This is a genomic window from Enterovibrio sp. FF113, assembly GCF_041439165.1.
In the GTDB taxonomy this organism is placed as follows: domain Bacteria; phylum Pseudomonadota; class Gammaproteobacteria; order Enterobacterales; family Vibrionaceae; genus Enterovibrio; species Enterovibrio norvegicus_A.
The window spans coordinates 14,532-28,207 of the sequence record NZ_JBGONO010000030.1 but is presented as its reverse complement, the minus strand read 5'-3'; the positions used below and the strand labels follow the sequence as shown (position 1 = coordinate 28,207).

Below are 13,676 nucleotides of genomic sequence, written 5' to 3'. Positions count from 1 at the left end.
TTTGTATCAAACGCCGCGCGTTTTACATCGTGCGTTAGAACGGATACCAGATGGTGGCTGTTTCAACAGATCGTTTGTAAATCGCCAATCCCACCACAACAGTGATCGCAGCCAGTGCGAGCCAGTCTTTGTTCGCCAATGGACGATAATTGTACCAAGTGCGCGACTTATTGCGTCCAAAGCCACGCAATGTCATCGCGTTGGAAATTTCATCTGCACGGTCAAGGCTAGAGAAAATAAGCGGGATCAAAATTTTCGCCACACCTTTAAAACGCGCCATGAGTGGGGCGTTCTTTGAGAAATCCACACCACGTGCTTGTTGTGCATGCATGATGTTCACGAAATCATTCTTCACTTCAGGCAGATAGCGCAGTGTTAGGCTAACGGCATAGGCAATTTTGTACGGCACACCAATGCGGTTGAGGCTAGATGCAAACTCTGTTGGGTGCGTGGTAAACACAAACACCAGTGCGATGGGGAACATGCTGAAATACTTCAGTGTCACTGTTATCAAGTAAAAAAGGGTTTCTTGTGTTAACGAATAGTTACCCGGTAACTTCAATAGTTCAGTCGTTGTGCCTATCCACTCAGCCCCCTGCTGTGGGGCGACCAGAAACATGAATACCGCATTCATGCTTAGAACACTCAACGTGCCCAATAAAAGCGGTTTGTAGACACGAAAAGCCACGCCTGTCATCTTCAGCAATGCCAACCCGATGGCCACCATGCCAACAATGATACGCAGGTCAAAAGTGGTGAGAACAACAGTCACCCACGCCATGAACAAAGCAAACTTGGTGATGCCATTCAGCGCGTGAAGGGGTGATTTCGTATCGATGTAGTTGATACCAAACTTCATCTTCGAGGCTTTCATTTGGCGTTGCTCTCTGTTTGAATGAATTGCTGCATAAATCCGTCAATGTCGCGAATACCGGCACGGTCTGCGAGTTGGTACAGGCTGGTGGTGGCGAGGTTGGCCTCGTCCAGTAACTGCGGTTGGCTGAATACCGATGTCATTGGCGCGTCAGCAATCAGCTTGCTGTCGGCAATCACGATAGAACGAGTGGTGTATTCAAGCACCAAATGCATATCGTGAGAGATGATCATCACGGTGATGCCGCGTTCTTTGTTTAAACGCTGGATGAAAGACAACATGTTGCTGTAGTTACGGTAATCTTGACCTGCTGTCGGCTCATCTAAGATCAGCAGTTCCGGTTCCATCACCAATATTGATGCAATGGTGACGCGTTTTTTCTGGCCATAACTCAATGCATCAACAGGCCAGTGACGGTATTTGCTCAGGCCGCAAAGCTCGAGGACGTCTAGTGCGCGTTTCTCGATTTCGGCTTCACTAAGGCCGAGGTTTCTGAGGCCAAAGGTCACTTCTTCCATGATCATATGGTGAGAAATCATATGATTTGGGTTTTGCATGACCACGCCGACTTTCTTGCTGCGCTCAAAAATCGACAGATCACTGAAATCTTCACCCTTAAAACGAATCATGCCAGCATCTGGTTCGAGTACGCCCATCACCAGTTTGGTAATGGTCGATTTCCCTGAACCATTTTTACCGAGAACAGAGACTATTTCGCCACGATCAACGGAAAAGGTGACGTCTTCAAGCGCGTTCTTATCGCCATCGTACGAATAGGTTAATCCTTCAATACTCAACAGCGGCGTGGTGTCGCGAGTGGGTATCGATGGTACATAATCGCCAGCCCATCGCTGCAATTGAGAAGCGAATTGTTCAACAGGCAGCGTCGAGAGATATGCAGGATTATCTGTTTCGCTTAAGGCGCACCCTGCGTGTTTAAGCGCAGAGAAATACAGAGGTTGGCGAATGCCATGTCGTTCAAGTAATCCTGACATCATGAGTGCATTCGGCGTGGTATCGGCAACGATAGTCCCGTTATCCATCAAGATCACGCGGTCAACCGCATGGGTCAGCACATCTTCGAGTCGATGCTCGATGATGATGATTGTTTTACCGGTATCACGGTGTAATTGATCGATGATCTCAATGGTACGTTTGCCCGTTTTTGGGTCCAGCGCCGCCAGCGGTTCATCGAACAGGAGCACGTCGACATCGTCAACCAATATACCAGCCAGAGAGACGCGCTGCTTCTGACCGCCAGAGAGATCGTGAGGCGCGTGATTCAGTAGGGCATCCAAATCCACCATTTTGGCGGTGGCCTTAACCACTGGGTGCATGTCGGCGACGGATACGCATTGGTTTTCTAACGCGAAAGCAATGTCTTCACCCACAGTTAAACCGACAAATTGGCTGTCGGTGTCTTGCAATACCGTGCCAACCAACTCGGTGTATTGCGTGAGTTTCATGTCGGTAATTTCAGTGCCATTGAGGTTAAGCGAACCTGAAATTTCGCCTTCAATAGCATGAGGAATCAAACCGTTAATACACTGGCCTAGCGTAGATTTTCCGCTGCCACTTGGCCCGATAATCAGTACTTTCTCGCCTTTTTCGATGCGGAGGTTGATGCCTTTCAGCGTCGGGTTTACCAGCGCATCATAACGAAAGCTAACGTTTTTGAATTCAATGGTCATGGTGCAGATCAGGCCTCGGTCAGGTTACGATACTGGCTGTTGCGCTTGGCAACGGACTGCAGAATGAAATAACCAACAACAGTCACCAGCAGGGCGTTGCCTGCGGCGATAATGCATAGCTGAATGAATACCTTGGTAAAGGGTTCGGCGTATAACACGGTGTCAAGAAACGCGGAGCAGCCATACCCCACAACATTGCCGAGCAAGGCGAGCAGTGAGAATAGGACGATATCAAAAGTCGGAAACCGTCCGTACTTTAGGCGCCTTTTGGTCAGAATTGGGAAAAAGCCTATTACCATACCGACAATACCTGAGCCTAACACCCACGTTAGCCACACCCCCCAACCCGCAAATAGGTCAGTGACCCAGTGGCCAATGAAACCCACGAAAAAACCAACGACAGGGCCAAAAAGGACAGAGAAGAGCGCGAGTATAGCCATTGCTGGTTTTAGCGTTGTATTGGCAAACACGGGAATACCAAACATGGGTAAGCCGCCAATACCATAAAGTGCCGCACCAATAGCAATGATGACGACAGTTTTCGCAGAAAAATTCATAGATAACCCTTGGTGTCGGAATGTCTAAGTTCAGAGCCCGGCACACATTTGAATGCTTTTGTTGAGGTGGCTCGCAAAAATGAGGCGGGATTATATAGGATAACGTTCACTAAAAGAAAGCTATCAGTCTAGACGTCTACAACGCTGTGTAAACCAGAATAGACAGATTGGTTAATGCTTGGGCGACCAAAAATGGGATTGCGGGAATTTATCATGGTGTTAGATGAGGAGATGGAGAAAAGGTAAACGAAAAAGGCGCCGAAGCGCCTTTGTTTTTGAGCATGTGAAAATGCTTATTTGGCGATTTTCGCTTCCATCGCTTCGCGTTCAGCGGCGCGACATGCCGCGGCAGTAAACACCACATCCGTCGAGCTGTTCAATGCCGTTTCAGCGGAATCTTGAACCACACCGATGATGAAGCCTACGGCGACGACTTGCATGGCAATATCGTTTGGAATGCCAAACAGGTTACACGCCAGTGGGATCAGCAATAGCGATCCACCTGCAACACCTGACGCTCCACATGCTGATACAGCAGCAACAATGCTCAACAGAATCGCCGTAGCCAAATCAATTTGAATGCCCAACGTGTGAACGGCTGCCAGCGTCAATACGGTAATCGTGATGGCTGCGCCACCCATGTTGATCGTCGCACCCAACGGAATGGAAACAGAATACGTGTCTTCATCCAGTTTTAGCTTGTTACACAGTTGCATGTTCACGGGAATATTTGCCGCTGAACTGCGCGTGAAGAATGCTGTCACACCGCTTTCACGTAGGCACTGGAAAACCAATGGATAAGGGTTAGTGCGCGTTTTCACGTAAACAATGATCGGGTTAACCACCAAGGCAATGAATGCCATGCTACCCAAAAGTACACCTAACAAGTGGGCGTAGCCCATCAATGCATTGAAACCTGTTTCTGCAAAGGTATTGGCAACCAGACCAAAGATACCAATTGGGGCCAGTTTGATGATAAAGCGCACGATGAACGACACGCTTTCAGCTATATCTCCAAACACAGTTTTGGTTGTGTCTGAGGCATGATGCAAGGCAATACCCAGACCAATGGCCCACGCGAGAATGCCAATGAAGTTACCTGTCATCAATGCATTGATAGGATTATCGACCACATTGAAAAGCAGTGTGGTAATCACTTGAGCAATGCCTTCTGGCGGTGCAATGGCAGCGTCCGACGCAGTTAATGTCAGCATCGTTGGGAATAAGAAACTCATGGTCACCGCGGTAATGGACGCGGCAAAGGTACCCACGAGGTACAGAGTAACGATAGGACGCAAGTGCGTATGTTGGCCTTTACGTTGGTTCGCAATTGACGCGGCAACCAAGACAAAAACCAAAATAGGAGCGACAGCTTTAAGTGCGCTGACGAAAAGACTACCAAGAAAACCGACGGCCTTGGCACTGTCTGGCGAAAAGCTGGCCAGAGCAACACCCGCGATAATACCGATCAAGATCTGAACGACCAGACTTGAGTTGGTTACGCGAGTAAGTGGGGATTGTGCTTGCTTCATTTTATCTCACTTCACTGTGTGTATAACCCAAACTGCCCCAGAGCTGAAAATTAGCGATGGCGTATTGAGTAAAAGCTGTTAACGCTTAGTTAGCGACTGGATTAAATCAGGTGAATGAGTGGTCTGTAAAGTGATAATTAACACATAATATACTTATAGATCTAAGATGCCTGATTTTGTAGTGACCAATTTATAATCAGCAATGTAAAATATCGGATAAAGAAGTGTGCTGCTGGTGTGAAATGCAAAAGAAAAGCGCCTCGATTGAGGCGCTTAATATTGGCTTGATGTATGGGTGCTCCGTCTGCACAAGAGCTTCAACCTTTGCAAGACATCAGTAAATCACGTGTCCTACCGCGTTTAGCAACTGACTCACACCTTTGGTAAAGTGAAGCGGTGCGTCAGCGATTGTGTAACATAAGCAACCATCATGAGTTTGCGGGGTATGGTGATTGCTGCTGTCTAGAATAATAAAGTCTCCGGGCACATAGCTATCATGCTCATCTTCGAAATGTCCACTCAACAACAGAGTCACTTCCGTGCCTTTGTGCGTGTGGCTTGGAACACCACTATTCATCCCGATATGAAGCAAACTTGCACGTGTGTCGCCTTCATTTAAAGGTAAACGAGCACGGCTCAACGAACCCACACTGCTCCAACCGAGGTGATGGTAGCGACGAAGTGCCGTTGGTAGCGTATATCTCTCACCGGCGACATCAATCTTAGACTCGGGTGAAGGCGAGATAGGCGTGCTTGGCAGCTGCTCGTCACTCAATATCGCTGAAAGCATGCCTGCAAATTCATCACTGTCACTCGCATTCGAAGAAGCTTCACTATTATCAGCGAGATTAAATGTTTCATCTGCAATCTGATTTTCGAATAGAGCGACTTTCTTAGCGCAAAAATCACACATTTCACTGTGAGCGGAAACAGCAATAGACATGGACGCAGGAAGAGTTCCAGCGGCGTGGGCATAGAGAAGATCGTCTGCCGGATGATACTTAATCATCGTTTACCTCCAAATGGGTACGCAGCTTTTGTAAACCTAAACGTAAGCGAGATTTAATGGTGCCGAGTGGCACATTGAGCTGATCGGCTAATTCTTGGTGTGTCAGCTGCTTAATATACACCCCTTGCACAACCTGCTTTTGGAGATCAGGCAAGAGATCGATGTACGAAAACAGCTGTGCTTGAAGTTGGTCATGAAGCGCATCTTCTTCTTGATCGCCAGATTCGCCTTCAATAAGAGGCCAAATATCGCCACTTAAACAATCTTCGCGATTGCTTTTCACTTTGCGCAACATGTCGAAACTGACATTACGCATAATCGTGAAAATCCACGTTGACGCTGCGCCTTTTTCACCGTTGTATAGGTGCGCTTTGCGCCAAACCAACAACATGGTTTCCTGCACTAACTCCAACGCCTGGCCATCAGCTCTCAAGTGTCGCAAACCGTAAGATTTCACCTTGGGCGCAAAATGTTTAAACAATGCTGCATATGCAGACTGATCCCTGTCATGAGCGACGCGACGAAGTAACTCCGCCAAATTTTCCGGTGAGAGTGCTGACATGCTTGTTGGACTACTCGGACGGTTTAAAGATTTCGTAGTATATGTGTCTTCGACCAATTCCATGACGATTCAATCCCAAAATTGCCAAATAAAGTCATTATTTAAGAAACGAACCGCAATTCAATTTGGATCACTCTTCTACGGAATTTTCTTCATTAAGGAGAACATCAATAAATTGTTTGGCTTCTTCAAGGTCATTTTGGGCAATAAACCATTGCTTCTGGTTGTTCGCAAGAGGCAAGACTTCAAGCCAGCGTTGACAGACCCAATTGAGGTCGTCGAAATGGCGATCCTCGCTATATTGGTTGGCATGTTCAGGATGGGCGTCAAAAAGCGCCGCTAGTGCTTCACCTAGGAAACCGGGTTGGTGTTGGCTGCTTCGCCAATCTGGGAGTGATTCAGCCTCACCAACCCAAAGGCCATCTTTTTCCTGAACAATGTCGGACAGTTTTAAGCGAGCCATCCCTTTGATTGTCACGCCCAGTAAGCCATCGGGTAGGGTTTCAAAATCAATGATACTGACGTGTGTGCCAAAGGTACAAACGGCATCGCCTTCTTTCATCGCCAAAATGAAGCCACGATTGTCTGCCATGGACTCTTTGACCAATCTGACATAGCGAGGCTCAAATATGCGTAACTGGGTTACGCCTCCAGGCAGGAGAAAGAGTGGCAGTGGGAATAGACCTAATTGCATTTGTACCTCCATAAATCGTACTTAAACTTACGGGGCGATTAGCGTTGCCGATCACACTGCCTAACGCAGTCGACTACATTTGTGCCATTAGGGCGTTTTTAATCGCATCAACAAGTTGTTTCAATTGAACGTTGCTCATGTCATATGGCGGCATGATGTAAACCAATCGTCCGAAGGGACGAATCCAAACCCCAGCTTCAACAAAGTGTTTTTGAATGGTTTCGACGTTTACACTTTGGTGCGTTTCAACGACACCGATAGCGCCTAACCAACGTACATCTTTGACACAATCTAAATCATTGAGTTCAGGTAGCATGTCTGACAGATGCTTCTCGATCCCTAACACTTTATCCTGCCATGGCGTGTCGATTAGCAGTTGCAGGCTGGCGTTAGCAACTGCGCTGGCAAGTGGGTTACCCATAAATGTTGGACCATGCATAAAACAGCCTGCTTCGCCGCTGCACACGGTATCGGCAACATGCTTAGTGGCAATGGTAGCTGCCATGGTCATGTAACCGCCGGTTAGTGCTTTTCCTAAACACATGATGTCAGGCGAAATACCAGCGTGCTCGCAGGCAAACAATTTTCCGGTGCGCCCAAACCCCGTCGCAATTTCATCACAGATCAACAAAACGCTATGTTCATCGCACAGTTCACGTACGCGCTTGAGGTAAATGGGGTGGTAAATTCGCATTCCGCCTGCGCCTTGCACGATAGGCTCTAAGATAACCGCGGCGATTTTGTCGAGATTGGTCTCCAGCTTGTGTTTGAAATCGCTGATGTCTGCTTCGTTCCACTCATCGTAAAATCCGCACTCAGGGGAGTCGGCGAAAATGTGCTCGGGAAGAAAGCCTTTATAGAGTTTGTGCATCGAATTATCTGGGTCGGTCACCGACATGGCCGCAAAGCTGTCCCCGTGATATCCATGGCGCAAAGTAAGGAAGGTAGATTTTGGTTGGCCTTTAGCGTGCCAATATTGCAACGCCATCTTGAGTGCGACTTCTACCGAAATAGAGCCTGAATCACAAAGGAAGACTTTTTCAAGCGGTGCAGGGGTCATTGCCACCAACTTCTTGCACAAATTGATGGCGGGATCATGCGTGATCCCGCCAAACATCACGTGCGACATTTTGCCAAGCTGATCCGTCACCGCTTGGTTGAGCGCTGGATGGTTGTAGCCGTGAATCGCTGCCCACCATGAAGACATACCATCTAACAGAGCAGTACCGTCTTCCAAATATAAATGCATGCCCTCTGCACGAGATACGGGGTAACAGGTCAAGGGATTCAGGGTTGACGTGTACGGGTGCCAAATATGGTCACGGTCAAAAGCTATATCCATGTTTTAACGATATCCATCTGTATAAAAAACGCCCACATGTAAACCATGAGCTTCAACTACTGTTGACATTGTAAAGGTCGACTTTAGACTGAACAAGTTTTCGATTAATCATTTTGAGGTATTACAGGTGGAAGTACGCCATAACTGGACTGTCAAGGAAGTGCAGGCCCTTTTTGAAAAACCTTTTATGGATCTGATGTTTGAAGCACAGCAGGTTCATCGACAGTATCAAGCGGCAAACCAGGTACAAGTGAGTACACTGCTCTCAATCAAAACGGGTGCGTGTCCAGAAGATTGTAAATATTGCCCGCAAAGCGCGCATTATCGTACGGACGTCGAAAAAGAACGCTTATTGGAAGTTGAACGTGTTCTTGAAGCCGCCGAAAAAGCGAAGCATTCAGGCGCAACACGTTTTTGCATGGGCGCGGCGTGGAAAAATCCTAAAGCGCGAGATATGCCTTACTTGAAAGAAATGATCCAAGGCGTGAAGGGCTTGGGACTTGAAACCTGTATGACGCTGGGCATGTTGACGCCAGATCAAGCGGGAGAGCTGGCGGGTGCTGGTTTGGATTATTACAACCACAACCTTGATACCTCTCCTGAGTATTACGGTAATGTCATTACGACTCGTACTTACCAAGATCGCTTAGATACACTTTCTCATGTGCGTGGCGCAGGTATGAAAGTCTGTTCTGGTGGCATCATTGGTTTAGGTGAAAATGCACGTGATCGTGCGGGGCTGCTGGTGGAGTTAGCCAACTTACCGCATCACCCAGAAAGTGTGCCGATTAACATGTTGGTTAAAGTGAAAGGCACGCCACTCGAAGAAGTTGAAGATGTGGATCCGTTCGATTTTGTCCGTATTATCGCAGTCGCTCGGATCATCATGCCGCAGTCGGCAGTTCGTCTCTCTGCGGGTCGTGAGAACATGAACGAGCAGATGCAAACGCTGTGCTTTATGGCAGGTGCAAATTCTATCTTTTATGGCTGCAAGTTGCTCACAACCCCAAATCCTGACGAAGATGCTGATATGCAGCTTTTCAAGAAGCTGGGTGTAAACCGAGAGCAAGCTGTTCAAAAACCCGATGAAATTCAAGAAGAAACCTTGTTGTCACAAGTGGCAGAGCGCGTTGCTTCGCGTCCGGGTAAGGACGATCTGTTCTACGAAGCTAACGTTTAAAGGCGCGTCTAAACCATGCCCGTAGAATCAAGGCCTGAAAAAAGTCAGCGTCCATCTAGTCAGCTTCAACGTCGTATTGAGAAAAAACTCGATGCGCGTCGAGAGCAACATCTTTTACGAAAGGTGAGTGCTTTCCATCATCAAGGTGCAAAGCTCGTTGATGGCGATAACCTGTCGTATCTCAACTTTTCCGGCAACGACTATTTGGGGCTGGCGCAAGACCCTAGCGTAATTGCGGCGTGGCAAGAAGGGTTGACGAAATATGGTGCAGGAAGTACAGCTTCGCCTTTGGTGACGGGGTTTACCTATGCTCACCAAGACCTCGAACAAGCGCTTTGTGACTGGTTAGGATTTGATCAGGCAATTCTTTTCAACAGCGGTTTTTCAGCTAATCAAGCCGTGATTTTTTCGCTGCTTGAGAAAAGCGATGTATTGCTGCAAGACAAACTGAACCACGCATCCTTAATGGAGGCGGGTATGTTGTCAGGAGCTAAAATGCAGCGTTTTACCCACAACAGCATTGAAAAGCTGGATGCGTTATTGCGTTCGAATGCCAATGCACCAGCGCGTTTTGTGGTCACGGAAGGCGTATTCAGTATGGATGGCGATCTCTCGCCATTGGCTGACATCAAATTTCGTTGTGAAGCGCACGACGCATGGCTGATGGTTGACGATGCACATGGCATTGGTGTGCTGGGTGATGCAGGACAGGGAAGCGCGCACATTGCTAATGTGAAGCCAGATATCCTGATTGTCACCTTTGGTAAAGCGTTTGGCATGATGGGGGCAGCGGTCATGTGTAGCGAGTCTGTGCATCAGTACCTTACGCAGTTTGCTCGTCACTATGTTTACTCCACAGCTATGCCGCCTGCACAGGCCTATGCCTTGTCTCACGCCCTTTCTATGGTGAAATCACAGTCATGGCGCAGGGAGAAGCTCGCGGTGTTGTCGGCGTGTTTTCATTCAGCGCTTTCTGATTGCTCTGAAGTTATCAATACCATCACACCGATTAAACCTGTCGTATTAGGTTCGGTTGAACGGATGCAAACCGTCGCGCAGAGTCTGAAACAAACCGGTTTTTTGACGGGAGCGATTCGTCCGCCCACCGTGCCAGCCAATACAGCGCGTCTTCGCATTACGCTATCCGTTAACCAATCAGAAGCGCAGGTCAGCGATCTCGCCGCTTCACTCCGTCGTTGTATAGAGGAGGGCGCATGAGCCAAGCCGTATCGTTACATCTCGACGCCTCACTCGCTTTGTGCGAGGAAAAAAACGCCATAAAAGACGCATTCAGCCGCGCCGCTGCAACATACGACCAAAGTGCTGCGTTTCAGCGACGTGTTGGTCATGAATTGATGTCACTGCTGCCGGATTGGCAAGAAAAAACCGTGCTCGATCTAGGCTGTGGGACCGGATATTTTAGTGAGCAAATCGCGAAGCACGGCGCGCAGGTTATCGCGCTGGATCTGTCCGAACAAATGCTAGAGCACGCGAGAGCACGTTGTGGAGACGCGTTGCAGTATGTGTCTGGAGATGCAGAGTCACTGCCATTTGCCGATAACAGTGTTGATGTTGTATTTACATCCTTGGCGCTGCAATGGTGCAACGATCTGTCGGTGCCTTTGCAAGAAATGAAGCGAGTTGTGAGGCCTGGGGGGACGATTTTGTTCTCCACGTTACTCGATGGTTCGCTGTATGAATTAAAACAGGCATGGAGCCAAGTTGATTCACGTCAACACGTGAACACATTTCTGACGCTAAAGCAGGTAAACCTTGCGCTTGCGCAAGCTGGAAGTGCGAATCACCACTTAGAATGCCAGACGTTAATAGAAAGATACCCCTCAGCACTCGCACTGATGAAAGACCTAAAAGGTATTGGCGCGACACATCTATCTGAGGGAAGAGAAGCGGGACTCGTTGGCAAGCGAACATTTATTCAATTGGAAAACACCTATCGGGAATTTCAGTTAGAAGATGGTTTCGTCCCCGCAACATATCAAGTTTGCTTCGGAGCGATAAATAATGACTAAAAGCTATTTCGTGACAGGCACAGACACAGAAGTAGGTAAAACGGTCGCCTCGATGGCGATCATGCAAGCCGTGTCTAAAGCGGGTTACAGTGTCGTTGGCTATAAACCTGTTGCCGCAGGCAGCGAAGAGACAGAGCAAGGCCCAATGAATTCGGACGCTATACGTCTTCGTGAATGCTCGACTGTTGACGTTCGCTATCAAGATGTAAACCCATGTCTACTAGAAGCCGCGTGCTCTCCTCATATTGCCGCTGAGATTGAAAATAGCAGTGTTGATTTTGCGTTACTGAGTGACGGTTTAAGGAATATTCAAACCAAAGCAGATGTTACGTTAGTCGAAGGCGCGGGCGGTTGGCGCGTACCTGTAAGTTATGACAGCACATTGGCAGATTGGGTTGGAGAGGAAAAGCTCCCTGTTATCTTGGTCGTTGGAATTAAATTAGGGTGTTTAAATCACGCTTACTTAACCGCTGAAGCGATTCGTCGTGATGGGCTGGAAGTTGTGGGGTGGGTGGCTAACCGCATTAATCCTGGCACGGAGCATTACAGTGATATCGTCAAAACGCTAGAACATCACCTGAAAGTGCCAAAGCTGGGAGAGATCCCTTACATGCCATCCATCAAATCCAGAGATTTGAGCGGCTACATCGACATTGCACCCTTGGGGCTGTAAACGTCAAAATCTGCGAGTGCCAGAATAATGAAAAAAGCCAGCGCAATGCTGGCTTTTAATATTCGTTTTGCCACAAATGGCTAGCTTGCTACTGCAACAATAGCTTATTTATTGTCTTCAAGCAGACCCATCAGCGATTGCTGAACATCAGATACCTGTTTCAGTTTTTGGTTCTCGTCGTCAGCAAGCCCCAACTCTGTACACGCCTCATCAAAGCTCATGCCTAAGTGACAGCAAAGGATATCGATTGCAACACGATAATTTTCTTTATCAGCCATGGTTTCCTCTCCTTAGAACCGCATTCCACTGTGGAGTACTTAAGCGTGTTCAATAACACGCTCACCCTTTACGACACACTATTCCTGATACGGCTTCTTTTCAACTCGACCAAAGTCTAATTTAGACAAATGAAGAAGCCGTTCAGCGTGCTGTTAAAAAGTAGCACCAATTATAGCGTTGCAATAATTTACGTTACAAATTGCTACATAGGGTTGTTTTTCCGCGGTTTGACCCTACTATCTCATCCATAGCGCTTCAATTTTTCGGAGACAAAACTAGTAATGAAACGCATAGCTTTATTTTTAATGACCAACCTAGCGGTGCTGTTTGTATTCAGCATCGTGTTAAACATCGTTTATGCCGTAACAGGCATGCAACCGGGCAGTTTGTCTGGCTTGCTGCTGATGGCCGCATTGTTCGGTTTTGGTGGGTCACTGGTGTCATTGTTGATGTCAAAATCAATGGCGCTGCGTTCGGTGGGTGGCGAAGTGATTGAACACCCACGCAATGAAACTGAACATTGGTTGATGAACACAGTGAGTCGTCAGGCTCAGCAAGTCGGTATCGGCATGCCAACCGTGGCTATTTACTACTCTGACGACATTAACGCATTTGCCACTGGCGCAAAACGTGATGCGTCATTGGTTGCGGTATCAAGTGGTCTGCTACAAAACATGACTCGTGACGAAGCCGAAGCCGTATTGGCTCATGAAATTAGTCATGTTGCCAATGGTGATATGATCACGATGACGCTGATGCAAGGTGTGGTTAACACCTTTGTTATCTTCATCTCTCGCTTAATTGCTGGTGCCATCAGTGGCATGAACAACAACAGCGAAGAAGGTGAAGGTGGTGGCAGCTTCATGGTGTATTTCATCGTGTCCTCGGTGCTTGAAATTGTATTTGGCATGTTGGCGAGCATCTTGACCATGTGGTTTAGCCGTCATCGCGAATTCAAAGCCGACGCAGGTTCTGCCAAACTGGTTGGCAAAGAGAAAATGATCGCGGCACTGGAAAGGCTAAAAGTGAGCCACGAAAGCCGTTTGGAAGGGTCAATGATGGCGTTTGGCATCAATGGTAAAAAATCATTGAGCGAATTCTTCATGACGCATCCACCACTTGATAAGCGTATTGACGCATTGCGTCGTGGTGATCATTTGTAATCACCCCTGTCTTAACCTTGCTAAAACGCCTCCATTTATTGGAGGCGTTTTTGTTTTTAGTTCGGGATCGTGTTTCTTCAGCTAGTTTGA

General features: G+C 47.7%; 14 protein-coding genes. 5 read left to right on the top strand and 9 right to left on the bottom strand.

The features are described 5' to 3' along the window. Positions 1-34 precede the first annotated feature (34 nt). The 8 genes from ACED36_RS19655 to bioA form a co-directional block, all read right to left on the bottom strand. Positions 35-874, bottom strand: a complete 840-nt coding sequence (locus ACED36_RS19655) for an energy-coupling factor transporter transmembrane protein EcfT (protein WP_017004062.1) — start codon at positions 872-874, stop codon at positions 35-37. Beyond that, complete coding sequence (locus tag ACED36_RS19650) at positions 871-2,565, bottom strand: ABC transporter ATP-binding protein (protein ID WP_017004061.1); 1,695 nt, start codon at positions 2,563-2,565, stop codon at positions 871-873. Before ACED36_RS19650 ends, ACED36_RS19655 begins: the two co-directional genes overlap by 4 nt. 8 nt (positions 2,566-2,573) lie before the next feature. Further along, on the bottom strand, positions 2,574-3,122 hold the full coding sequence (locus ACED36_RS19645) for an ECF-type riboflavin transporter substrate-binding protein (RefSeq protein WP_017004060.1): 549 nt from the start codon (positions 3,120-3,122) through the stop codon (positions 2,574-2,576). Positions 3,123-3,415: 293 nt separating this feature from the next. Further along, entirely contained in the window at positions 3,416-4,654 is a 1,239-nt protein-coding gene (gene sstT, locus ACED36_RS19640) for a serine/threonine transporter SstT (RefSeq protein WP_017004059.1), read from the bottom strand. A 334-nt stretch (positions 4,655-4,988) separates the two neighbouring features. After that, positions 4,989-5,663: a ChrR family anti-sigma-E factor gene (locus ACED36_RS19635; RefSeq protein WP_016959606.1), complete on the bottom strand. Its 675-nt coding sequence runs from the start codon at positions 5,661-5,663 to the stop codon at positions 4,989-4,991. Continuing rightward, positions 5,656-6,288 (bottom strand): sigma-70 family RNA polymerase sigma factor, encoded by a 633-nt coding sequence (locus ACED36_RS19630; protein WP_016959605.1) that lies wholly within the window; start codon positions 6,286-6,288, stop codon positions 5,656-5,658. Before ACED36_RS19630 ends, ACED36_RS19635 begins: the two co-directional genes overlap by 8 nt. 67 nt (positions 6,289-6,355) lie before the next feature. After that, complete coding sequence (locus ACED36_RS19625; protein ID WP_371733727.1) at positions 6,356-6,919, bottom strand: LON peptidase substrate-binding domain-containing protein; 564 nt, start codon at positions 6,917-6,919, stop codon at positions 6,356-6,358. Between the two features lie 73 nt (positions 6,920-6,992). Then, on the bottom strand, positions 6,993-8,261 hold the full coding sequence (gene bioA / locus ACED36_RS19620; protein WP_017004057.1) for an adenosylmethionine--8-amino-7-oxononanoate transaminase: 1,269 nt from the start codon (positions 8,259-8,261) through the stop codon (positions 6,993-6,995). 127 nt (positions 8,262-8,388) lie between these two features. Between bioA and bioB the strand changes: the two genes are divergently transcribed. From bioB to bioD, 4 genes are read left to right on the top strand one after another with little or no spacing between them, the layout of a single operon-like run. Further along, the gene (gene bioB, locus ACED36_RS19615; RefSeq protein WP_026023950.1) at positions 8,389-9,441 is read left to right on the top strand and encodes a biotin synthase BioB; all 1,053 of its coding nucleotides are present in this window, start codon (positions 8,389-8,391) and stop codon (positions 9,439-9,441) included. A gap of 15 nt (positions 9,442-9,456) precedes the next feature. Continuing rightward, positions 9,457-10,659 (top strand): 8-amino-7-oxononanoate synthase, encoded by a 1,203-nt coding sequence (bioF, locus tag ACED36_RS19610; RefSeq protein ID WP_017004056.1) that lies wholly within the window; start codon positions 9,457-9,459, stop codon positions 10,657-10,659. Next, on the top strand, positions 10,656-11,471 hold the full coding sequence (bioC, locus tag ACED36_RS19605; protein WP_017004055.1) for a malonyl-ACP O-methyltransferase BioC: 816 nt from the start codon (positions 10,656-10,658) through the stop codon (positions 11,469-11,471). The genes bioF and bioC overlap by 4 nt, the downstream gene beginning before the upstream one ends. After that, positions 11,464-12,144 carry a dethiobiotin synthase gene (gene bioD, locus ACED36_RS19600; RefSeq protein WP_016959599.1) on the top strand — a complete coding sequence of 227 codons (681 nt, stop codon included), beginning with the start codon at positions 11,464-11,466 and terminating at the stop codon, positions 12,142-12,144. Before bioC ends, bioD begins: the two co-directional genes overlap by 8 nt. Before the next feature lie 104 nt (positions 12,145-12,248). Here bioD and ACED36_RS19595 read toward each other — a convergent pair whose 3' ends face one another. Beyond that, the gene (locus tag ACED36_RS19595; protein WP_016959598.1) at positions 12,249-12,422 is read right to left on the bottom strand and encodes a hypothetical protein; all 174 of its coding nucleotides are present in this window, start codon (positions 12,420-12,422) and stop codon (positions 12,249-12,251) included. 282 nt (positions 12,423-12,704) lie between these two features. Here ACED36_RS19595 and htpX point away from each other — a divergent pair, with 282 nt between their 5' ends. After that, positions 12,705-13,586, top strand: coding sequence for a protease HtpX (gene htpX / locus ACED36_RS19590; protein ID WP_026023949.1), 882 nt, complete (start codon positions 12,705-12,707; stop codon positions 13,584-13,586). Positions 13,587-13,676: the final 90 nt, after the last annotated feature.